Annotated in this window: 26 protein-coding genes and 1 riboswitch; of the genes, 21 read left to right on the plus strand and 5 right to left on the minus strand. The window is 43.4% G+C overall.

Annotation, left to right across the window (positions count from 1 at the left end):
• The first annotated feature begins 144 nt into the window (after positions 1–144).
• From QMA13_RS13945 to QMA13_RS13970, 6 genes are all read left to right on the plus strand, one after another.
• On the plus strand, positions 145–684 hold the full coding sequence (locus tag QMA13_RS13945; protein WP_282942109.1) for a hypothetical protein: 540 nt from the start codon (positions 145–147) through the stop codon (positions 682–684).
• Positions 685–919: 235 nt separating this feature from the next.
• Complete coding sequence (locus QMA13_RS13950; RefSeq protein ID WP_282942110.1) at positions 920–2,239, plus strand: ABC transporter substrate-binding protein; 1,320 nt, start codon at positions 920–922, stop codon at positions 2,237–2,239.
• A 128-nt stretch (positions 2,240–2,367) separates the two neighbouring features.
• Positions 2,368–3,438, plus strand: a complete 1,071-nt coding sequence (locus QMA13_RS13955) for a glycosyltransferase family 4 protein (RefSeq protein WP_282942111.1) — start codon at positions 2,368–2,370, stop codon at positions 3,436–3,438.
• A 128-nt stretch (positions 3,439–3,566) separates the two neighbouring features.
• The gene (locus tag QMA13_RS13960; RefSeq protein WP_282942112.1) at positions 3,567–4,340 is read left to right on the plus strand and encodes a COG4280 domain-containing protein; all 774 of its coding nucleotides are present in this window, start codon (positions 3,567–3,569) and stop codon (positions 4,338–4,340) included.
• Positions 4,300–4,509, plus strand: coding sequence for a hypothetical protein (locus QMA13_RS13965; RefSeq protein ID WP_282942113.1), 210 nt, complete (start codon positions 4,300–4,302; stop codon positions 4,507–4,509). Before QMA13_RS13960 ends, QMA13_RS13965 begins: the two co-directional genes overlap by 41 nt.
• Before the next feature lie 96 nt (positions 4,510–4,605).
• Positions 4,606–5,100, plus strand: coding sequence for a Chromate resistance protein ChrB (locus tag QMA13_RS13970; protein WP_282942114.1), 495 nt, complete (start codon positions 4,606–4,608; stop codon positions 5,098–5,100).
• Here QMA13_RS13970 and QMA13_RS13975 read toward each other — a convergent pair.
• A complete protein-coding gene (locus tag QMA13_RS13975; protein ID WP_282942115.1) occupies positions 5,097–5,540 on the minus strand; it encodes a chromate resistance protein ChrB domain-containing protein in 444 nt (147 codons plus the stop codon). The genes QMA13_RS13970 and QMA13_RS13975 overlap by 4 nt on opposite strands.
• Positions 5,541–5,728: 188 nt before the next feature.
• On the opposite strand from QMA13_RS13975, the gene QMA13_RS13980 reads away from it, so the two are divergent.
• From QMA13_RS13980 to QMA13_RS14020, 9 genes are all read left to right on the plus strand, one after another.
• The gene (locus QMA13_RS13980) at positions 5,729–6,646 is read left to right on the plus strand and encodes a hypothetical protein (RefSeq protein WP_282942116.1); all 918 of its coding nucleotides are present in this window, start codon (positions 5,729–5,731) and stop codon (positions 6,644–6,646) included.
• A gap of 81 nt (positions 6,647–6,727) precedes the next feature.
• Entirely contained in the window at positions 6,728–7,465 is a 738-nt protein-coding gene (locus tag QMA13_RS13985) for an ABC transporter ATP-binding protein (protein WP_282942117.1), read from the plus strand.
• Positions 7,458–8,201, plus strand: a complete 744-nt coding sequence (locus tag QMA13_RS13990; protein WP_282942118.1) for a DUF2705 family protein — start codon at positions 7,458–7,460, stop codon at positions 8,199–8,201. The genes QMA13_RS13985 and QMA13_RS13990 overlap by 8 nt, the downstream gene beginning before the upstream one ends.
• A gap of 19 nt (positions 8,202–8,220) precedes the next feature.
• Positions 8,221–9,696, plus strand: coding sequence for a sensor histidine kinase (locus tag QMA13_RS13995; RefSeq protein ID WP_282942119.1), 1,476 nt, complete (start codon positions 8,221–8,223; stop codon positions 9,694–9,696).
• Positions 9,696–10,382: a response regulator transcription factor gene (locus QMA13_RS14000; protein WP_282943394.1), complete on the plus strand. Its 687-nt coding sequence runs from the start codon at positions 9,696–9,698 to the stop codon at positions 10,380–10,382. Before QMA13_RS13995 ends, QMA13_RS14000 begins: the two co-directional genes overlap by 1 nt.
• A gap of 32 nt (positions 10,383–10,414) precedes the next feature.
• The gene (locus tag QMA13_RS14005) at positions 10,415–10,726 is read left to right on the plus strand and encodes a YqkE family protein (RefSeq protein WP_282942120.1); all 312 of its coding nucleotides are present in this window, start codon (positions 10,415–10,417) and stop codon (positions 10,724–10,726) included.
• A gap of 112 nt (positions 10,727–10,838) precedes the next feature.
• Positions 10,839–12,203: an MATE family efflux transporter gene (locus QMA13_RS14010; protein ID WP_282942121.1), complete on the plus strand. Its 1,365-nt coding sequence runs from the start codon at positions 10,839–10,841 to the stop codon at positions 12,201–12,203.
• Between the two features lie 155 nt (positions 12,204–12,358).
• Positions 12,359–13,477 carry a stalk domain-containing protein gene (locus tag QMA13_RS14015; RefSeq protein ID WP_282942122.1) on the plus strand — a complete coding sequence of 373 codons (1,119 nt, stop codon included), beginning with the start codon at positions 12,359–12,361 and terminating at the stop codon, positions 13,475–13,477.
• A 586-nt stretch (positions 13,478–14,063) separates the two neighbouring features.
• Entirely contained in the window at positions 14,064–14,261 is a 198-nt protein-coding gene (locus tag QMA13_RS14020) for a cysteine-rich CWC family protein (RefSeq protein ID WP_282942123.1), read from the plus strand.
• Between the two features lie 55 nt (positions 14,262–14,316).
• Here QMA13_RS14020 and QMA13_RS14025 read toward each other — a convergent pair whose 3' ends face one another.
• Positions 14,317–14,514, minus strand: a complete 198-nt coding sequence (locus QMA13_RS14025) for a hypothetical protein (protein WP_282942124.1) — start codon at positions 14,512–14,514, stop codon at positions 14,317–14,319.
• A 326-nt stretch (positions 14,515–14,840) separates the two neighbouring features.
• Positions 14,841–14,995: riboswitch (FMN riboswitch) on the plus strand.
• Between the two features lie 148 nt (positions 14,996–15,143).
• Here QMA13_RS14025 and QMA13_RS14030 point away from each other — a divergent pair.
• From QMA13_RS14030 to QMA13_RS14040, 3 genes are all read left to right on the plus strand, one after another.
• Positions 15,144–16,139 (plus strand): DMT family transporter, encoded by a 996-nt coding sequence (locus QMA13_RS14030; RefSeq protein ID WP_282942125.1) that lies wholly within the window; start codon positions 15,144–15,146, stop codon positions 16,137–16,139.
• Between the two features lie 225 nt (positions 16,140–16,364).
• Positions 16,365–17,312, plus strand: coding sequence for a thioredoxin-disulfide reductase (gene trxB, locus QMA13_RS14035; RefSeq protein WP_282942126.1), 948 nt, complete (start codon positions 16,365–16,367; stop codon positions 17,310–17,312).
• 22 nt (positions 17,313–17,334) lie between these two features.
• Positions 17,335–17,775: a Dps family protein gene (locus QMA13_RS14040; RefSeq protein ID WP_282942127.1), complete on the plus strand. Its 441-nt coding sequence runs from the start codon at positions 17,335–17,337 to the stop codon at positions 17,773–17,775.
• Positions 17,776–17,907: 132 nt separating this feature from the next.
• Here the strand turns inward: QMA13_RS14040 and QMA13_RS14045 are convergent, their stop codons facing one another.
• Positions 17,908–18,093: a hypothetical protein gene (locus QMA13_RS14045; RefSeq protein WP_282942128.1), complete on the minus strand. Its 186-nt coding sequence runs from the start codon at positions 18,091–18,093 to the stop codon at positions 17,908–17,910.
• Between the two features lie 125 nt (positions 18,094–18,218).
• On the opposite strand from QMA13_RS14045, the gene QMA13_RS14050 reads away from it, so the two are divergent.
• The gene (locus tag QMA13_RS14050) at positions 18,219–18,545 is read left to right on the plus strand and encodes a YnfA family protein (RefSeq protein ID WP_282942129.1); all 327 of its coding nucleotides are present in this window, start codon (positions 18,219–18,221) and stop codon (positions 18,543–18,545) included.
• Here the strand turns inward: QMA13_RS14050 and QMA13_RS14055 are convergent.
• A complete protein-coding gene (locus tag QMA13_RS14055) occupies positions 18,542–19,450 on the minus strand; it encodes a LysR family transcriptional regulator (RefSeq protein WP_282942130.1) in 909 nt (302 codons plus the stop codon). The genes QMA13_RS14050 and QMA13_RS14055 overlap by 4 nt on opposite strands.
• Positions 19,451–19,580: 130 nt before the next feature.
• Between QMA13_RS14055 and QMA13_RS14060 the strand changes: the two genes are divergently transcribed.
• Positions 19,581–20,672 carry a branched-chain amino acid aminotransferase gene (locus tag QMA13_RS14060; RefSeq protein ID WP_282942131.1) on the plus strand — a complete coding sequence of 364 codons (1,092 nt, stop codon included), beginning with the start codon at positions 19,581–19,583 and terminating at the stop codon, positions 20,670–20,672.
• Positions 20,673–20,688: 16 nt separating this feature from the next.
• Entirely contained in the window at positions 20,689–21,159 is a 471-nt protein-coding gene (locus QMA13_RS14065) for a low molecular weight protein-tyrosine-phosphatase (RefSeq protein WP_282942132.1), read from the plus strand.
• Between the two features lie 96 nt (positions 21,160–21,255).
• Here QMA13_RS14065 and QMA13_RS14070 read toward each other — a convergent pair whose 3' ends face one another.
• A complete protein-coding gene (locus QMA13_RS14070) occupies positions 21,256–22,395 on the minus strand; it encodes an AI-2E family transporter (RefSeq protein ID WP_282942133.1) in 1,140 nt (379 codons plus the stop codon).
• Positions 22,396–22,697 lie beyond the last annotated feature (302 nt).

The following is a 22,697-nucleotide window of genomic DNA, read 5'->3' on the forward strand; positions in this document are numbered from 1 at the left end:
AATCAAGCTAGATAAAGCATTATTTTACGAATAAGTCTAATAGCCTATTGATCTTCTCCTTCATTCAGAGGTAAACTATACAATCGATATGAAGAATAGATTCCCACGTTCATGCCATGTGCTGATGGGAGAGGAGAGCCTCACGTGAAATTACAAAGAATTATGATTCCTGTCGTTGCGCTCAGCGTCATGTTTTTATTGCCTGCAGCAGCCGTGGAGCCATCAGCGTCCGAACGTCAACAGCTCGTAGAACCTCCTAAAATGTCGTTTCAAATCCCGATGAATAATTACTGCAGTAACGAGAATTCGCTGGACTTCTCATTCCAATTGTCCAATGCGTCTGATTCGGCGGCAAATATCACGTTGCGTTTTTTTAAGCAGGATGGAACAGAATTTAATGAAGAAGGCACCGCCTACCGTGAGATTGAGTCCGATATCATGCCGGGTAAATCCATGAATTTACAAGCCCATGCTACAGGGTTATACCATATTAACTTTGGCAATCACAAGCGTTGCAGCGAGCGTATTTATTTAGGCGAGATCGCAGTTAATTCCGGACAAGCTTCCTTGCTGGCCTCAGGCTGGGTCAATACGGCAGGCGTGAACGAAAAGGTTATCGTGAATGACAATCGGAAGTTTGACCTTTCCGCTCCTATTAGCCTAACAGGGACCTCATCACCGTAACCCCAAATAGAGTAAGTTATTGGCAACCACCTGCTTTGCAGTTTTTCTGCGAATTCAGGTGGTTTTTTTTGCCCAAATCAAAGTTTCTTGCAAAATATTAGTTTCGTACAACAATCCATTAGTATTGGACATCCAATATGCAGACCAAATCCATATATGATAGAACTACTTCCAATCCTTGCATACATAAGTAAAGCCATTACAATTCATTTATCTGGAAAGAGGGGAACAATGAATGGAGAGAAAGTTAACTTTCAAAATGGTTTCGTTATCCTTAGCTTTAGCTATGGTGGCAAGTGGGTGTAATGCGGCAAAAGAAACAAGTAGTAAGACAAGTGAACAGGAAAGCAAGGTGAGCAATGATCCAATTACCCTCACTTTTTTTACAGCTCAAAATTCTGTATACGCAGATGAAAGCGGTTTCGATAATGAGATTGGTCAATACATTAAGCGGAAGTTCCCTAACGTTACCATTAAGCACATACACAAAGCCACTGGACAAGACTATGGCGATCTGGTAGCAGCAGGAACCATACCGGATATCGTACTGGAATCTAGCGGTAACATTATTTCCAAAATAAAAGAATTTGATTTTGCTAACGACATGGCCGATCTCATAAAAAAGCATAACTTTGACCTCTCCAGAATGGACGAGGCTGCAGTTGCTCAAGTGAGGAACGCGAACCCGGATGGGCAATTATGGGGCTTGCCTTTTACACTTAGTAACATCGTCATGTTCTACAATAAAGATTTGTTCGACAAGTTTGGAGTTCCTTATCCTAAAGATGGAATGACGTGGGATGAAGTATACGACCTCGCTAAGAAGATGACCCGGTCGGTTGAAGGTGTCTCTTATAAAGGACTATCTATGCATCCAGGAGTTATGATGAACTACAATCAACTATCTTTGACGCCATTGGATCTAAAAGAGAACAAAGCAGCCATTAATACGGACAAATGGAAAACGTTAATTGAAAACTATAAGCGGTTTTATGATATTCCAGGCAATGAATACACCAATATTGATGACTATCCTAAAGGTCAAATGGCCATAGGCATCCATGTAGCTGAGAAAGTAACCAGTTGGTACAATGCGAATAAAGATTTGAAGTTCGACCTTGCTTCTCCTCCTTCCTTCAAGGATTTGCCTAATACTGGCATGCTGCCGAATACCTATTCATTGTTCGTCACTAAAAGCTCCAAGTATAAAGATCAAGCCTTTCAAATCATCCAGTACCTGCTTTCCGATGAAGTCCAATCCGAACTGTCCAAACAAGGCATAGTTACCCCCTTGAAAAGCAAAGCTATTCACGATCTATATGGTCAAAACCTGCCGCAGCTCAAAGGCAAAAATACAGGTGCGGTTTACTACAGTAAAAATGCGCAGCCAGCTGCTCCTAGAGCACAAGGACTTGTGTATTACAGTGTAAATACAAGCAAAATATTTGACAACATCTATAAAAACAGCATGGATGTGAACAGTGCCATACGTTCTGTGGAGGAAGAATCGAACATAGCGATACAGCAATTGGTTTCTCAAAAAGGTGGCAAATAACGAACGGCTGCTAATGACCTCAATGGGTCTCCATCCATTTATCAAGCGATGCTTACACATAACTAGTACATAATCCTCACTAATACATATCGTAAAAGTATGATGAAAAATTAGTGGAGGGATCACTGTTGAAAATCCTCATGGTAGCGACGGAGCAAATTCCGGTACCTGGGAACGGGTCTGTGGAAATTTGTATGTTTTCCATAGCTAAGCAATTCGCGAAACATCATCAGGTCACTATCGTGAGTCGCTTAAGCTCAGGACTCCCGAAGGTAAGTCGCTATGGTAATCTCACCATTGTCAGAGTGCCTTCGGGCAGTTCACGTAAGTACATCTCATCAGTACTTCATTATATCCGGGGCAAACATTACGATATCATCCAGGTGGACAATCGTCCTCACTACATGGCGCAAGTGAAGAAAGCTTTTCCGAGCACGCCTGTTTCGCTGTTCCTTCATTCGCTAACCTTTGTTCCACGGACAAAGAGCGTGGCTGCCAGCATCTCTAGAGCCGATCTGATTATTGCTAACAGTCACTCCTTAAAAAGTAACCTATCTCGGATGTTTCCTTCGATAGCCGATAAAATTCGTATGGTGCATTTGGGAGTGGATGTAGATCGGTTCAGGCCAGCAGCCCGTGGTAAGAAGTCAGGGTCCTTCCATGTATTGTTCGCCGGAAGGGTCATTCCTCGCAAAGGGGTTTCGGTACTGATTAAAGCGATAAGCATCGCGCGTAGACATAGATCGGATATCAAGCTAACCATTGTAGGGGGCGGTAAGTCTCATTATGTGAGCACGCTCAAGTCGCTTGCTCGCAGTCGTGGTGTTCCGGCGCAATTCACCGGAAAAATTCCGCATAGCAAAATCCACTCTTTGTACAAGAGAGCACATTGCTTCGCATGTCCTTCTCAAAAGCATGAGGCGTTCGGTTTAGTCAATGTAGAAGCTATGGCTTCAGGCCTTCCGGTTATTGCATCGGATATTGGCGGAATAGGAGAGATCGTAAAGCACCGGGAGAACGGCTTTCTTGTTAGTAGTTATCACAGCCCGGATGAACATGCCAAATACATTTTGAGAGTGGCACAAAATAAAGAGCTGTCTGCAAAATTAGCGAGGCAGGCCAGACAAGATGCGGTGAACCGGTTCAGCTGGCTGCAAACAGCTTCCAAATTAATAGCTATTTATAGAGCAGCCCGATAACGTTATCGGCTGTTTTTTCTTTTTTTAACTCTAGAACAAGCGAAAGCTATTTACAAAAAATAGATATTGAAATAAAATATAACCATTGTTACAAAATAACAGTGGTTATATTTTATGGAGGTGCATGAATGAATTTTTACGTTATTTCTGCAAGCTTTCTAGGAACCGCGGTTGAATTTATTGAGGCGTTAACGATTGTTTTAGCAGTAGGGGTAGTAAGAGGCTGGAAAAGCTCGTTGTTAGGAATGACAGCAGCAATTTTATTGTTAACTGCTTTGGTAGCGTTATTTGGTATTCCTCTCATGGCATTAGTCCAGGTCAGTATGTTCCAGCTCATTATCGGGGTTTTCATGCTGATGTTCGGAATGAGGTGGTTGCGAAAGGCTATTCTGCGTTATGCAGGCCTGAAAGCGTTACATCTGGAAGATAAAGCTTATCAGGAGGAGTTGGAGAGACAGCGTAAAGAAGGCACGATTGGAACAAGAATGGACTGGTTCGGCTTCGCTACTTCTTTTAATATCGTACTGCTGGAAGGAATTGAGGCTATTTTTATCGTGCTAACCTTGGGCTTGGCAACCAGCTCTATGTCATCTGCTATTTTGGGCAGCTTGATTGGCATTCTGCTTGTCGTGGCGGCTGGAATCTTGTTAAGAAAGCCGCTTACGATGATTTCTGAGAATACAATGAAATTCATTGTTGGATTAATGCTTAGTGGCTTCGGGATTTTCTGGGTTGGAGAAGGCATTGGGGTAGAGTGGTGGCAGCAGGATGTATCTATCCTTGTCATCATCGTCCTCTTGGTAATAGCTTCGGGAGTAGGAGTAGGGGTGCTGCGTAAGCTCCAGAACAGGAGGTTGGCTAATGAAAGCTCTGTTTCAAACCATACTGGGTCTTCTTATTGATGATTGGTGGATGGGAATCGGTATTATTATGTCCATTCTAATAACGGCTGGTTTAATTAGGATGGAACTGTCCGATGCTATCACAGGATGGCTATTGACTTTATTTCTAATCCTCACATTGTTCCTGAGCCTCTCCGTTGAATACCGCAAGAAAAAACAGACTTCTTGAAGACGGAAGAACAGCGTATCCGATACTGTAAGGATGCTGCTGTTCTTTTTATATGGTATCATATGGGTTAAATGAACAAAGGGAGTTACGGTGAGTATGAAATGGATTGTTTTTATTTATAAAGTTCCTTCGAATCCAACAAAATATAGAGCCTCCATATGGAGAGAGCTGAAGAGGTACGGTTCCATTTATTTGCAGGATGGGGTCAGCTTGCTGCCGGATACCGATGACGTACATCTATTTATAGGCTCACTTGCAGAAAAAGTGCAGGAGTTTGGCGGCCAGGAATATACGTTTCTTTCTACGACGTTCTCTGAGGATAAAGATCAAGAAATGATGGCTCAGTTTAATCAGGCACGAAACGAGGAATACCAAGAGATCATTCCGGCCATCGAACGACTTCAAAGCTACCTCGAAGAAGAGGAAGCCTGGGAATTTGATGATGAACAGCTGGAGAAGATCAGGGAAGAATTCAAGAAATGTGTCCGACAGTTCCAAAGCATTGAAGCACGGGATTATTTTGATGCAGAACTAGGTCGTACCGTTAGACTTCAAATGGACCGTTTCCGGAAAAAGCTGCAGACCTATTAAATGAATTCCCTAGATACACCTGTTTTACGTTGACACCAAGCATACAATGCATCGTACATAGGCATCTGAAGCTTTATCTTCTCGTGATCGTCCACGCCTAAATAGTGGAATCCGAAAGCAATTGCGCGTAAACCCGCTGATTCGGGCGTAATATCCATATCAATAGGAATATCCGCTCCGTGAATAATAGACCCCATAAACACGAGGGCAGAGTCGTGCTCTAGCTCATATTTGGAAAGCATCGTCTCAAAGCTGCACTTTCCTCCATGATGTCCAAGCTCCACTCCCTTCATATCATACGGGATACCCTCAGTTATCGTTAAAGGATTCGTATCATTCGGAACGAATGCGAAGACCGCCTCGGGATCAATAAACTTCTTAATGAGCCATGGACAAGCCACGCGCTCCACATTAGCGTGCTCTCTTGTAACCCACAACATGTCCTCACCTCCTAATCATATCCTATTCCTACCTTCAAACTATAATATACTTCCCTATCGAGCTGCAATGAAATAATGAATTTCGAATCAGTTAATAGATTTTTAATAAATGGTTCACAGGCGGTTTATTTTTGAAGTGTACTATGAATTTTGTAAGTCGATTAACAAAGTTCATAGGAGGCTAGAGCATGAAGAAGAAATGGTTAATGCTTGGAAGCGCAGTAGGAATAAGCGGGGTCGTTATGATCACGACCGGCCTATCGGCGATGGCAAGCACATCCGGGTATGATACGTACAAAGCCGCTTTCAAGAATACGAAAACAATTCAAAATGTAAGTGTGCAGGCACAATCCGTGCTGCAAGACAATGGGAACGAGCTTACCAGCGCGAACGGAACGTTCAAGCTTAGCCCGCAAAATCACTTGGCGAGCGGGTCGGTAACCGTAAAAAGCAGCGGTGCTGAGCAATCGCTACTCTTTTACAAGCAAGCGGATGGAACGGTTGTTAAGCCAAGCACTAGCGATGTGTATTACGTCCAGCAGGAAGGCAAAGTGAAGCGGGATACTAACAAGAAGCAAGAATCGGACGTTATGTCCCAACAGATCGAAACCGTCATTGACGCCCTTGTAGGGAACTTGAAAGATTATGTTACGGTTGACAGCAAATCGGACGGTACCAAGCAGGTCGCGGTGGAGCTAACCAATTCACAAATCCCGGCAGTCGTTAATGCTATTGCTCCGATAGCAATCAAGCAAGCGACAAGTGGACATAAATGGGATAAAGAGAAAAAATCCGATTCTCCAACCAAGCCGATTCCCTTCGACGAATATACTCTGAACGCTAATGTTCCTCAGCTTACACAAGATATAAAAATCGACAAAGTCGCTGTCAAAGCAGACATTAATGCGGCTAATTATATCGAGCATCAGCAGGCGGATATTACGGTTTCCGGGAAAGATGCCAATGGCACAGCCCATGTACTTACACTGCACTTGAACGCATATCTTTCCAATTACAACAATACAACGCCGGATTCGGTAGATTTGGCAGGAAAGCAAGTACAGCCATTGAAACAAGACAATCGTCAAAATAGAGAAAATAAATAAGTGTATTTCTGTTGCAGCGGATAAAGCTTCATGAAGGTTTTATCCAGCTGCAATCTTTATTTAGGGGAGGGTGGGATTCGGATGAATGCGATTGTATCCATTCGGCAATTAAGTAAATCCTATGGAAGAGAGAGAGGTATATCGGATATTGAGCTCGATCTGTTCCCTGGAGATATATATGGTCTACTAGGACCGAATGGAGCCGGTAAAACGACTCTTTTAAAGCTGGTCACAGGATTGATTCGTGCTGATAGGGGAACGGTGAGTCTGTTCGGTTCTGACATCTCGGAGCAATATGAGCTAGCAATGAAAAGAGTGGGCTGTATGATTGAATCTGCTGATTTTCACGATTTTTTGAGTGCAGACCAATATTTGCGTTTGGTTGCCCGTTTTTATCCGGAAATCAATGAGAAGCGAATGGATGAGATGCTCGAGATCGTAGGACTGCAGCATGCACGGACAAATAAAATTAAACATTATTCTACCGGGATGAAGCAGAAATTGGCGCTGGCGGCGGCGGTAATGGTAAAACCGGAGTTAGTCATTCTGGATGAGCCTACGAATGGACTCGATATCGAGGGAACTGTCATGTTTCGTAATTTGGTCACTAAGTGCTCGCAGGAGCTTGGAACGACGTTTATTATTTCCAGTCACATGATACATGAGCTGGAGCAGCTGTGCAACAGAGTTGGCATCCTGTTCGATGGTAAGCTAAGGACGGAAGGCAGTGTATCTGATTTGCTTGCTCATAATCAATCCTTGGAGCAATTTTATATACATCAGTTGGAAAGAGCGAAGGAGGAGAAACGGCTTGCATAGCTTAAAGGTTGGAATTGTGAACGAGCTTTACATGCTACTATACAGAAAAAAAACAATCGTGCTGCTCTGTTTTTCCGCATTATTACCTATTGTTCTTGCGCTTTCTCTTCACAAGCTGCAGCCGCTGATGGGATTGGTTGCCGTGAGCAAATCGTTCCCAATTGAGATGCTGGGCTTTTATACAGCACTGTGGATACCTATCTTTATCTTTTTGACGGCCGCGGATCTTTTTCCAAACGAGGTATCTTCAAGAACCCTGAAGCTATCCCTTCTTCGTCCTATCACTCGGTTTCGCGTGTTCGCAGCCAAAGCCTCCGCCTTGTTGATTGCCATTGCCGCCATTTTATTTCTGTTAGGAATCGTGACGGTGATTTGCAGTTTGGCTCTCGGCTCGGAAGGCTCTTTCAATATAGTAGAGGTGGTAAAAGCCTATTCAGCTGCATGGCTGTCCATGGCTGCTGTATCGGCGTTGTTCATCTTTGTTGCACAATTTTTTAACAGCGCTAGCGGCTGCTTCGCCTTTTCAATCTTATTGTACATCGCGGCCAAAATAGCACCTTTTTTTACAAGTGTAGTGTCTTCCTTTTCCCCGGTATCCTATACAGATTGGCACTTGATGTGGCTTAACAGTACCGTATCGCCATTAAAGCTTATGACCACTTCTGTGTTCCTGCTTTCGAGCTGCATCTTGTTTTTCTCGCTCGGATACTTTATTTTTAATCGTAAAGAAGTTTAACTGGCGGAGAGGATCATTCATGTCCATACGTTTGAAACTGCTTTTGTCTTATGCGGCTATGCTGATCATTCCGCTAATTCTCATTATAATGACTGCCGCTCTGTTGGTCGTTGCTTATCGAGGCGATTTGCAAAATATTCGTGAGGAGTATAAGACGCCGGCGATATCGTTCAACGATCATCAGACAGAACGTTTAATGAAGGAGATTAAGCGTAATACAGAGAGTAATTCTACGGTCTTTAGAGATAGAACTTATTTGGATGAAATAGAACAAGAACTGGCAGCAGGCGGGTCAGAACTGGTTGTAAGAAGAGACAATCAACTGACCTATGTATCGGACGCATTAAAGGATTCAGAGTTGCTCCAACAGCTGCCAATCTTCAATAGACCAGGACATAAAGAGCTTGAGTCTGCCAAACGAATGGGGAATCAATTGTACTCCATTGCGCAATTCGATTTTTGGTATCCCGATCAGCATCCGGGTACTGTGTTCGTTCTTAACAAAATAAGCCCATTTGCGAATTTTGCGCGTAAATTTTTCCCAGTGCTATTTTTGTCCATGCTGATCATTCTAGTTCTTACGAATGCTGCACTTACTTATTTCGTTTCCAAAAGCATCATCGTCCCTCTGCGTCATCTGGAGAAAGCGGCCAAACGAATTAAGGCAGGAGATCTGGATTTTCACGTCCAGCTGAATGGGAGAGACGAAATAGCTCAATTAGGACACGCATTTGAAGAAATGCGCTACCAGCTTCAAGAATCGATTCAAACTCAACTGCAATACGAAGAGAACCGTAAGGAACTTATTTCGAATATTTCTCATGATCTCAAAACACCCTTAACCGCGATACAGGGATATGTCGCTGGAATTCAAGACGGAGTAGCGGATACTCCGGACAAAATGAATAAATATATTAGAACCATTTCCTCAAAAGCCGGGGAGATGGATCGTCTCATCGATGAGCTGTTCCTTTATTCCAAGCTCGATTTGAAGCGGGTTCCGTTTCAATTTGAACTCGTACATGTGGTGCCTTTTTTGCGAGATTGGACGGATGAACTGCAATTTGAACTGGAGAAAAAGAGCATTCTTTTCGAAATGGACATACAAGTTAAGCCGACAACACAGGCCTCTATAGATCGTGATAAACTCAAGAGAGTCATCTCGAATATAATGGATAACTGTGTGAAATATATGGACAAAACAGAGAAGAAGATAGGACTTCGAGCATTCCAAACGACCTCATCGATTGTCATCGAAATATCCGATAATGGTCGGGGCATTGATGCTGAGGCTTTACCTCATATTTTTGATCGTTTCTATCGTGCAGAGCCATCCAGAAATCAACTTACCGGGGGAAGTGGACTGGGGCTTGCCATAGCCAAGCAAATTATTGAGGGTCATGGTGGGCATATACAAGCTCACAGCGTCAAGGGGGAAGGTACACGAATTTCCATTATCCTCCCTGCCAAGAACAATACAGAAACGGTGATATGATGAAACGGATCTTGATCATTGAAGACGAACAGTCGATTGCTGAACTGGAAAGAGATTATTTGGAGATTAGCGGGTATAAGGTCGATATTGCGAGTGACGGGAACCAAGGCTTGGAGCTTGGACTTAACGGTGAGTATGACTTAATCATTCTCGATTTGATGCTGCCAGGAGTCAATGGCTTTGACCTATGCAAGCAGATCCGGGAGAAGCGGGACCTGCCTATTCTTATGGTCACAGCAAAGGCGGACGACGTCGATATCATCCGCGGTCTCGGTCTGGGTGCTGACGACTACATCACCAAACCTTTCAAGCCGCTGGAGTTAGTTGCAAGAGTTAAGGCACACATGGCTCGCTATGAACGTCTAATTGGCAGTAAAGATACCAACGATTTGATTGTGATCCGGGGACTAACGATTGACCATGATTCCCGTAGAGTGTTTCTGAACGACCAAGAAATCATGTTGACGATAAAAGAATTTGATCTCCTCTATTTTCTCGCTAAGAATCCGAATAGAGTCTTTAGTAAGGATCATTTGTTCGAGCGCCTCTGGGGAATTGATGCTCTAGGGGATACTCAAACGGTAACGGTGCATGTCCGTAAGCTGCGAGAGAAAATAGAGATGGATACCGAAAATGCTCAATATATTGAAACGGTATGGGGAGCAGGATACCGGTTTCGGGTTTGACTTTCGTGAGCCTTGGGAGTACCATACGTTTAATGATATCGTATGATTTATTGACAACGTATTACAGGTATGAGGTGAATGAACATGGTGAAAAAAGACAACCCGTAACGGCCAAGCCTGAGGCTGGCGATAAGCCAACTACATTGAAGGATCTGCTGAACCCGGAAATAGTCAACAAATTGAAGTCACAAGCGGATGAGATGAAAGCTAAAGAGGCAGAACAAAGAGAGAAGAACCGACAAGAGGCAGAAGATGCACGCAAAGCGGAAAAAAAGCGGCTTGAGAGTGATTTTGGTTACTTGCTGGAGAACAGCGGGATGGACTGGCGCAAACATAAGAACTAGAATGCATCTGTTCAAGGTTTGACGGACATCCTAAGATTATGTACAATGTAAAGCTGAAGAAGGGCGTACGCCGGACGCTCTTCTTTTTTTGTGTTTGAAGGGAGAGTGGCATATGCAGCACGAAAAAACGTATAAGGGGAAAATGATTCAGTTTTTTACGATTCTGGGTCCTATCCTGATGACTCAAATTAGTCTCAATGCGATGACGTTATTCGATACGATGATGTCGGGCAGAGCGGGCACGAATGACTTGGCGGGAGTCGCAATCGGAGCGAGCTTATGGATGCCGGTCTCTATCGGATTAAATGGTATTTTGCTTGCCGTTACACCGCTTGTCGCCCAGCTCTACGGAAAAGGCGATCTGAAGCAAATATCCAGGACGGTAACTCAAGCGCTTTATTTATCTTTAGTTTTGGCGGTAGTTATTGTAGTGGCAGGCGGATTTGCGTTGAATCCCATTTTGACAGGTATGAATCTGGAGCCTGCGGTTCATCATATTGCCCAGCAATATTTAATCGCTTTGTCATTTGGCATCATTCCGTTATTCATATCTAGTGTACTTAGATATTTCTTCGATGCGCACGGATACACAAGGATTTCCATGACTATCATGCTGGTCGCCGTGCCGATAAACATAGTTATTAATTACTTGCTCATCTTTGGTAACTGGGGATTTCCTAGACTCGGGGGAATCGGAGCAGGCTACGCCACAGCCATCACCTACTGGTTGATCTTGCTTTTCAGCATAGTGATGACCTTTAAGGTAGAAGCCATGAGCCGCTACAAGTTATTCGTGGAGTGGTTTGCTCCATCATGGAAAACATGGAAGGAACAGCTTAAGATCGGCGTTCCTATGGGGCTGTCAGTCTTTTTCGAGGCCAGTATATTTTCTGTCGTGACCCTGCTGATGGGGATGATGTTCAATACCGTTACCATCGCGGCACATCAAGCAGCCATCAGCTTTACCACGATGATCTTCATGATTCCTTTGAGTATATCCATGTCCTTGACGATTATCATTGCTTATGAGGTGGGGAGCGGACGATATAAGGACGCTCGTCAGTACAGCCGCTTTGGAGTGCTAATGGCTATTGGAATATTGGCGGTATGCTCGGTCTTCTTGTATATATTCCGGGAGCAAATCGCTTACTTCTATACCGATAGTCGTGAGGTCGTAGAGCTAACCATGCAATTCCTTCTTTTCGCAATAGTGTACCAGTTGTCAGATGCTGCACAAGCTTCTTTGCAAGGGGTACTCCGCGGGTATAAGGATGTTACGTTTCCGTTCATTATTGCACTTGTATCGTATTGGATTATAGGCATGCCAACGGGGTATGCACTGGCTGCATATACGGCATGGGGGCCGTACGGATTTTGGCTGGGCATCACGATTGGCCTGACATTTGCCGCCGTAGGTTTCTATATTCGTTTGCTGCGGGTTCAGAGGAAGTACCGGGTGAAGGGGCAAAGTGTTTAAACATAGGGAATATTGAATCTGTTACACAGCCTCCATATTGTTATGGAGGTTGTTTGCGCTTCTACTGAAGTAGAGAGATTATCAACAAAATGTTACATTTTTCCTTATGGATTGTTATAATATAGGAATTTCAACCTATATGAGGAGTGTATTCATTGAAAAGTAGATTTAAAGCCCTGTCTCTCGGCACAATATTATTGTTTTCGTCACAAAGCGCGGTATTTGCGCAAGTACCTCAACAAATTGATGTGAGTTTTAATCAAATTACCGTTAAAGTGAACGGTGTAACTAGTAATAGCAATAATATTCTATATAGTGGAACTACTTATGTTTCTATTAGGGATGTAGCAGCAATGATGGGGATTGCTGTAAACTATTATGATAAAACAAAAACGGCTTATATTGGTCAAATAGGTGCTGGAGAATTCGCGCCCGATAATCATGACATCGATTCATGGGATGTAGTGAATCCAGCGACACCAAGTAATGATCCAATCATGACGAAGAAAAATGACAAAATTACTGCGAATTTAAATGAAATTAAGGTTAAAGTTCATGGCGATGAATTGCCGCAAAACAACATATTGTATAATGGTACAACCTATGTTTCTATGAGGTCAGTAGCCGAGTCATTAAATTTACCAGTTGCATTTGATGCCTCAACCTCAACAGCGTACATCGGTGATAGGCTCGATGATGCGTCTTCTGAACTGCCAGCCAAAACAAATTCTTCTGAACCGCCAGCGGCGAACTCTGCTGAGCAATCCCCACAAACAACCAAAAGCGGACTGTATGCGGTACCTGCGGATGGTATGGAAGGCTGGCAGGTGCTAAGAGGACATGAGTATGAGAATGAAGCAAAAATTTATTTTCAAAATAATTCTCGAGGCTCCATAACATCCTTTAGAATTCAGATTGAAGATGTAAGAGATTTTGATCCGGATCAGATCATTCAATGGACCGATACCAAGGGAAACAAGCTTCAAGCCAAGCTGTCAGCTGTGCATAAAATATTTGCTGAATTCAGCAGCTCCCTGACTAGTGATTATTTTTTAAGCACTTTCGGTGATGTATATTTTGATTGGGCTAAAGTGCGGGCGATACCTGCAGACTCCTTAGTTCAAAAGTATTTGGACGAAAGCAGCCAAGTGGAAAAACCCAAAAGCAATATCACTTTAACTCCGGATACAAAAGTTCAGACTGCTCCTGTTGAGCAGCCCACACCAGTAGATGAAATAATCCGAAACATCCAACGACTCGAATCAAGTAAATGATCAATACAAAATACGCTGGCGTCGGAATTGAACCGGCGTCAGCGTATTTTTTTTCTAACTGCCCAATAAATAATGAGTCCTATATAATACATGAGAATATCGTATGGATCTGGTGTTGATTGCTTATAGTAAGGTGTAACGTATTCCCAATACAAGCCAACTAGAACAATAAAAACACTCAATACGAAAAAATTCAAATACAATTTGCGTAAAAATATAGTCAATAAAATATTGGAATAAGCTAATAAAATAATGGATGCTAGTAAATCATTATAGTACCCAGTGAAAAACCAATGTAAAGAAGAATCGATAGATTTAAATAGTAATTCATTTAACCCATATAGGAAAAAGCAGAAAGCTAGAATCGTAATATCCTTTAAGGCATATTTGTAATTCGTTTTAATTAGATTTAGCATAAGGACAAGCAGATAACAGCAAGAATGATGCCTCCAGCTACCCCGAAAATGATTTTTAACATTTCATTACACCTCGACACTAAGACTTTAAATCAGATCTAATATATCATAGAAATGTCGAATTATGGAATAGGCTAGAGCGGAGAAACTAACTTTTGAGGTGGATTCTATTGAAAAATGATATCAAGTATCAGCGAGGTTGCCCCTTCTGTGGGAATGAAAATGAATGCAGTGTTGAAACGGGGGATTGTTGGTGCTTTCATACAAAGATCCCCCAGGAACTTCGAGATCAAATACCGGATGAGTTGCGAGGAAAAGTATGCATTTGTCGCAAATGCGTAGAAGAATTCAAGGCTAAGCAGCCCTAAAGTAAAAAAACCGCCTACAGTTAGGCGGCTTAGTGGTGCTTAGTTTATCCATTCACTATTGTTCAAAATTGGAAGCGGGGTTCCCAAACTGATCCATTTTTTCATCTCCGATAATATCCACAAACTGTTTCACACCTTCTGGAACATTTAACATGTCTGCAGTTTCTGCGTCACTTTCAAGGTTGTTGTTAGCTTGTTTATTGTTGTTATTGTCCATGGTATCCTCCATTGTCTGATTGATGAATTCTTTCATAGAGTTTGCATAAGAAGGGCTATTTATTCCGCAATAAATGTATGTAGTAAGGCGAGAGGTCACGAAAAATAAAAGTAAACCTTGTTTTAAGGTATTGCTTTTATTTATATAGTTGCTATATAATTCGTGTAAGGAAGTTCGAATCGACCCTTTGAGGTATAACACCCTCTTTTGCCTGATTCGGTAGGTTTTTGGTAGGGAGCCAGTTCAACAACAGATCATTTGAAGAACTTGGGGATTACAGTTATTTTCATTGATCAGGAATATTAGGCTTGTCCAAGTAACTATTGAGCACAATGACATAGAGGTTAATAAAACAGAATATGGTCGATCTTCGGGGTAGGGTGAAATTCCCGACCGGCGGTGAAGGGCTGCAGTATTGGCCCATAGCCCGCGACTCGGCATTTGCCTAATGGCATTTGACGACTGATTTGGTGAAATTCCAAAGCCGACGGTACAGTCCGGATGGGAGAAGGTCAAAAACATGCATGTACTTTCTGGTACGGTTTCTTTCACTTGAAAAACTATCCAGATCCACGCCTGTTTAAGTTCGCCCCGTTGTCACTTAGTTGATAACGGGGCTGTCTTTCTTTCGAAGCTTCCTTTCATATTTACAGGAGGTTATGGAGATGGAGAACACGTTTGCAGCATCATCGGAAGGTCCGGGACGATCTAAGCTCGGAAGTAGAAGCGGAGTATGGCTGGTCGCTCTTGGCGCTGCCTTATGGGGAGTAGATCCCTTGTTCAGAATTTTGCTTCTGAAATATTTTACTTCGTCGCAAATCGTTTTAATGGAGCATTTACTTCTGCTCTTGTACTCAGTACCGGTTTTATGGATTTATAGAAGCAAAATACACGGATTAACGCTAAAGCATATCGTCGCACTATTGTTTATATCTTGGGGTGGCTCGGCAATAGCTACTATCATGTTCACATCGGCTTTTGCTCATGGTAACTTGAATGGCGTTCTGCTGCTGCAAAAGTTGCAACCTGTGTTCGCTATCTTGATGGCGAGATGGATATTGAAGGAACGATTGCCTGCGAAATTTTCCATTTTTATCGTCATGGCACTTGTTGGAACTTATTTATTAACATTTGGACTCTCGTTCCCGTTTAACGGATTGACTGAATTCGGCGTTGCAGGAGGCTTGTTATCTATCGGAGCGGCTGCATTGTGGGGTGGTTCAACTGTAATGGGACGTCTGCTGCTCGATAAGCTGCCATTTGAATCCGTCACGGCACTTCGCTTCATACTGGCGCTGCCGCTGCTGTTCTTCACAACCTGGATGGGGGGCGAAGCATGGCATTTCCCGACGCAGACCAATGACTGGGCCGCAATCTCGATCAACTTGGTGCTTCAAGCTTTTTTACCTGGATTGTTCAGTCTGCTTCTATACTATCGCGGTTTGTCCAACACGAAGGCTTCCTTTGCCACACTGGCTGAATTATTTTTCCCGGCCATCGGCGTCTTCGTGAACTGGCTCGTATTTCATCAAAATATTACGCTGGCTCAAATCGCAGGCTTCGTGTTGATCTGGTTCATGCTCTTTCAATTATCCAGACAGCAGGACGGACTTGAGTCTAACGTGTCGGTACAGCCAAAGCTGGCAAGAGAACGTTCATAAATTGTGATTACAACCAACCAAACCGTATCCTAACAGGTACGGTTTTTAATTTTAATTATTGAGGTAATTACAGCTGCAAATGAGATGGGAGAATCTTCATGAAATATTCATAGTGTCTTCATCAGATCTTCATGAAACTTGTCAGTCAGAGTGATAAGATACTTTTACCAAATCAATTTTAGACATAGTTTAAATATAAAGAGAGAGCTTGAGGAGGCGTTATTTATGTACAAAACAGTCATTATTGGAACAGGCCCTGGGGGATTAACATCAGCAATTTACTTGGCGAGAGCTAATTTGAATCCTTTGGTTATTGAAGGTCCAGAACCTGGTGGTCAATTAACAACGACAACAGAGGTTGAGAATTTCCCTGGTTTTCCTGATGGGATCATGGGACCGGAATTGATGGATAATATGCGCAAGCAAGCAGAGCGCTTCGGAGCGCAGTTCAAAACCGGCTGGGTAAACAAAGTTGATTTCTCCAAGCGACCATTTACTCTATGGGTAGAAGGTATGGGAGAAATTCAAGCGGAGTCGGTTATCGTCTCTACCGGCGCTTCAGCCAAATACTTGGGTATTCCGGGTGAAAGAGATAATGTAGGCCGCGGTGTCAGCACCTGCGCTACCTGTGACGGCTTCTTCTTCCGCAACAAAAAAATTATCGTGGTCGGTGGTGGAGATTCGGCTATGGAAGAAGCGAACTTTTTAACTCGTTTTGCTTCTGAGGTCGTATTGGTGAACCGTCGGAGCGAGCTGCGCGCTTCGAAGATTATGCAAGACCGCGCCAAAGCAAATCCTAAAATCAGCTGGAGCTTAAACCGGACACCATTAGAGGTTGTCAGCGGCGAGCATGGTGTAACTGGATTGAAAGTTAGAAACAATGATACCGGAATGGACGAGATTATCGAGACGAACGGTATTTTCATCGCTATCGGACATACGCCTAATACCAAATTTCTTGATGGTCAGCTAACTACGGATGATCACGGCTATTTGTTGGTGAACCCAGGTACTACCGAAACGAACATTCCAGGCGTATTCGCCTGCGGAGACGTACAAGACAGCCGCTATCGCCAAGCTATTAGTGCAGCAGGAACAGGCTGTATGGCAGCACTGGATTGCGAAAGATTTTTGGAGAATGCAGAATCCGAGTCCAAAGTAGTCAACATCTAATTTACAAGGGAGGGCATTAATCATGAGTACAAATCTGAATGATATTCTTAATCGCCAAATCGCAAACTGGACCGTTTTGCACATCAAGCTTCATAACTTCCATTGGTATGTAAAAGGTCATCAGTTCTTTACGCTTCATACCAAGTTCGAGGAGCTGTACACGGAGGCTGCCCTTCATATTGATGTATTGGCTGAACGGCTGCTTTCGCTTGGAGGAAGTCCTGTAGCAACACTGAAGGGCTCATTGCAATTGGCTTCTGTCCATGATGCGGACGGAGGAGAGAATGCAGAACAAATGGTGGAGAAGCTCATTAATGATTTTCGAGTCCTGATCGAAGAGCTAAAAGCTGGTATGAAGGCTGCTGCAGAACAGCAGGATGAGACGACAGGGGATTTGCTTCTTGGCATTCACGCCGGTCTAGAGAAGCATGTGTGGATGTTGAATTCTTTCCTGGGCAAATAAAGTTTGAAGTGATTTCTTGTATAATAGGATACAAGCAGCAAGCTGACCCGAACTTTGGTATCGGGCAGCTTTTTTATTGTAGTCAACATGTCGAAAAATGGTGTAAAATCAAAGTATACGGATTACATGAAATCAATATTTATGCTCCTGTGGCATTAATCCAAGAGCTATACTATTGGTTATGTTATCTATAGGAGTCGCATCCAAGTTTTTGATGTCTTGATGTGCGACAGGGGTATGCATGATTTCTTCGGCTTCGCCCTCGGTCAACTCTCGATCGAATTCATGCTCCAGCTTCTCTTGTTGTTCGTTATCCACTTGGCATCCTCCTTCCTCTACCTATAGTGGGCAATTCATCAAGTTTTATACAAAATGGACGCCCCAAGAAGGTAGAGTACAACAGGTGACTAAAGTGAGGTAGAATACATATAAGGAGTAGAGTCATGATTTCAACCATTTTTTTATTTTTTTTGGCTGGGTTAGCGGAAATTGGGGGAGGGTACTTGGTTTGGCTCTGGCTTAGAGAGTCCAAACCGTTAGGGTATGGTATCGCAGGAAGTTTGATCTTGGTGCTGTATGGCATCCTTCCCACCTTGCAGAGCTTTCCCAGCTTTGGACGCGTATATGCCGCTTACGGAGGCGTCTTCGTCGTGATGGCAGTCCTGTGGGGCTGGCTAGTCGATAAGAAAGTCCCCGATATGTACGACTGGATTGGTGCGATAGTATGTATCATCGGGGTTTCTATTATGCTATGGGCACCGAGAGGCTAGTTATCATATTGCTGGTTTTCGGAGAAAATATCGATGAAATGCCTTGCACTTTTCGAAAGATATCGGTCCTTCAGCCATAACAAGCCAACATCAGATTGAAAGGCTGCATCTTGAATGGTGAGTACCTTGATGTTGGGGAGCGGAAATGATGCCATGACGGATTTCGGAAATACGGTAGCTCCGATTCCCGCCTCAACGAGCGCCATAATGATGGCTACGCTGGAGCACTCGCAAATAACACTCGGCTCGAATCCATGGCGACGACATTCATTCATAACCTTTTCATGCAGTCCGGTTGTTTTATCCGTCTTGAGTGTTAGGAACGGGTAATTCGCCAGTTCGAGCATGTCCATGGAATGCTTATCCGGGTCAGGACACCAATGGCTCGGAAGAACCGTGACGAAAGGGTCCGAAGGCAGGGGAAGAATGGAAAATGGGTGCGATTCGGAAGCGGATTCGAACGGCAGTCTTGCTACAACCAGCTCAATCTCACGCTTTTCCAAATGGTAGCCGAGTAAATAATGATCGCCTTCCAATATTTTAAAGGTAACTTGGGGATACAATTGGCGGAATCTTTCGATCTGAGGAGGAAGCAGCGAGATGCAGGAAACGACAGAACCGATAGCTAGCATCCCATTCATTCCTTCTTCAAGCTCTTTCACTTCCTGAATGGTTTCGTTGAATTGCTGCAGCAGGCTCTCGGCCTTGCGTTGAAGAAGCTCACCGGCATGAGTCAAGCTCAGCTTGTTGCCATTCCGATCAAACAAGGTGACATTGAGTTCCTGCTCCATGAGCTTTAATTGCCGGCTTAAGGGCGGCTGCTCCATGTTCAAAGCTTTCGCGGCGCGGGTAATTTGACCTTCTCGTGCTATAGCCAAAAAATAGCGTAATTGTCGGATATCCATATCAGCTCGTCCTTTCTTCTCAATACCTAAAAGGTATGGGAACCCCATAAAACAGATATTTTTAATATACCTAATCAAGTGATACGATTCAACTAATAAGTATGATAATTATGGTAAGGGGATGTTTTCAATGTCGACTGTTTCTATCAAAATCGAACGTACAACGACGCCTAAGCAAAAGCCTGATGAGGCTAAACTGCCATTCGGCAAATATTTCACGGACCATATGTTCATTATGGATTATGAAGAAGGCCGCGGCTGGTACGATCCTCGCATCGTTCCTTATCAACCTATTATGATGGACCCTGCCGCCAAAGTATTTCACTACGGACAAACCGTATTTGAAGGACTCAAAGCGTACAAAGGCTCCGACGGTAAAATTCTTTTGTTCCGTCCTCAGCAAAACTTCAAGAGATTAAACCGTTCGAATGAACGTATGAGTATCCCGGCTATTGACGGCGATGTTTGTCTTGAAGCATTGAAACAGCTTATCAACGTGGACCAAGACTGGATTCCTTCGGTAGAAGGAAATTCCTTGTACATTCGTCCATTCATCATTGCTGATCAAGCTACACTGGGTGTGTCTCCTTCACTTAACTATAAATTTATGATCATCATGTCGCCGGTTGGCGCTTACTATGCAGAAGGAATTCATCCGGTTAAAATTTATGTGGAATCCGACTATGTTCGTGCGGTAAAAGGCGGAACCGGTAATGCTAAAACTGCGGGTAACTACGCAAGCGGCTTAAGAGCACAAGAGGAAGCTACAAGCAAAGGCTATTCCCAGGTGCTGTGGCTTGACGGCGTTCATAAGAAGTACATTGAAGAAGTGGGCAGCATGAACGTATTCTTTAAAATTAACGGTACGGTTATCACTCCTGAATTGAACGGCAGTATTTTGGACGGGATTACTAGAAACTCCATGATTCAACTGTTGAAGCATTGGAATGTTCCTGTTGTAGAGCGTCAGCTCAGCATTGATGAGATCGTTGAAGCTCACAAGAACGGCACTTTGGAAGAAGCCTTCGGCACTGGTACGGCAGCCGTTATTTCTCCTGTAGGAGATTTGTACTATAACGATCACCAAATGATCATTAACAACGGTCAAACTGGAGAGCTCTCCCAAAAGCTGTATGACACATTGACTTCCATTCAACAAGGTAAAGTACAAGATCCATTCGGATGGATGGTCGAAGTGAAACAGCAAGCTCTTCAATCCTAAGAAAGAGGACGATTCGATGATTCGCGTGCTGTTCGTATGTTTAGGTAACATTTGCCGCTCGCCAATGGCGGAAGCTGTATTTCGCGATAAAGTTAAGACTGCCGGACTGGAACACGTCATTGAAGTAGACTCGGCAGGTACAGGGGACTGGCATGTCGGTCATCCTCCGCATGAAGGCACACGCGGCATTCTAGATCAACATAACGTTGACTACAGTGGAATTCGAGCGCGGCAAACGAAAACTGGCGATTTTGACCAATTTCATTATATTATCGCAATGGACTCCAGCAACATGAACAATCTTAAGGCGATGACTCCGCCCGATTCTAAGGTTGTACTGAAGAAGCTGCTGGATTTCATCCCGGGGCATCCGGTACAAGATGTTCCCGATCCTTATTACACAGGCAACTTTGATGAGGTTTTCGAAATGGTTAGCGTTGGCTGTGATCGTTTGCTGGCTTATATCAGAGAGCATGAGGCCATATAAATTCAGTGCTTTTGCATGCTGCATTAGACAAAGAAGCTTAAAACACATCCTCTTGGGTGTGGTTTAAGCTTTTTTGCTGTTAACTGGATAATGAGATTAATCCTGTACCTCATATAGGCCGGATTTTGCCTTAAACCATAGAAATAAATGGGAAATGAACACCTTCAACACGGCATATCCAGGAACGGCCAGAATGATTCCAAGTACGCCGAACAGATTGCCTGCGGTCAGGATAACAAAGATGATCGTTACAGGATGAATATGCAAAGACTTTCCCATAATTTGCGGCGAGATGAATTTTCCCTCGATCAACTGCACAATCGTCCAAATGACAATCATTTTTAACAGCATGACAGGAGAGGTGACACTGGCTACGACTAAAGCAGGCGTGATGGCGATAGCGGGCCCAAGATAGGGAACGATGCTGGTACAAGCCGCAGTGACGGCTAGAACGAGCGAGAAATCAAGGCCGATCACCTGATACCCAATAAATAGCAGAAATCCGATGCAGAAGCTGACAATAATTTGACCACGAATATAGGAACTGATCTGGTGGCTCATTTCTTTCATGACATTATATGCCGAATCTCGAATAGCCAAAGGTGCGAACGATAATATGTATGATGGGAGCCTCTTGCCCTCAAGCAGCAAGTAGAAAAGGATAAAAGGCACGGTGACGATAGCCAGAATCGTTTCGGTCACGGCCCCTAAGAAGCCGCTCAAACTGGATAATGAATGGTTCAGTATAGAGGTTGCCTTTTGTGAGATGGTATCCATTAGCTTCTCTGAATTAAAGTCGATGCTGCTGGCAAGCTGATTCATCAGTTGACTCCCCATAAGATGCTCGAACTGTTGGTTGATGACTCGAGCATAGGTAGGAATATTTTGAATCAGACCTATTATTTGTTCCCGAATTAGGGGAATGACGATGGTCAAGAGCAATGCAATGACCCCGATGATAATCAAATATAGAATGATGATCGTGTATACTCTTTTTAATTTTTTGGATTCCAGGTAGTAAACGATAGGACTTAACAGGTAGTAAAAAACACCGCTCAATATGAGAGGCAGCAGCACTGTTTTGAGGAGAACAGTTAAGGGGGTAAAAACAAACTTAATTTTAGTCAGAACAAGGATATTAAGACCGATGAGCAACAAAAACAACAGGAAGAATACAAATTTATTATGAATGACCAGAAGCTTGAAGCGTTCCGACCATGCTCCAGTATTTCGCATAAGGGAATCCTTTCTGTTACCATGATTTATTTTAAGAGTATTGACAAAAATGGTGATAAATAACGGTGGAAAGATGATCTCCTTATAATTTGATTCGATCTATTTCTAGAGGAATTATGTGCAGCTGGAGAACCCTGCCGTATGCGGAGCGTTCGGTGAACAAGGATTGACTTTAATTGCTAGACTAAGCTATAGTAAAGTTATTCCCTTATTAAGGAGAGATTTTGATGTCGGTGAGCGTTCTTAACTAATCAAATTCCATATTGAGGTACTTGATCTAAGACCAGCGAAAAAATGCGGTT

The sequence above is a fragment of the Paenibacillus sp. RC67 genome (genome assembly GCF_030020805.1).
Classification (GTDB): Bacteria; Bacillota; Bacilli; order Paenibacillales; family NBRC-103111; genus Paenibacillus_S.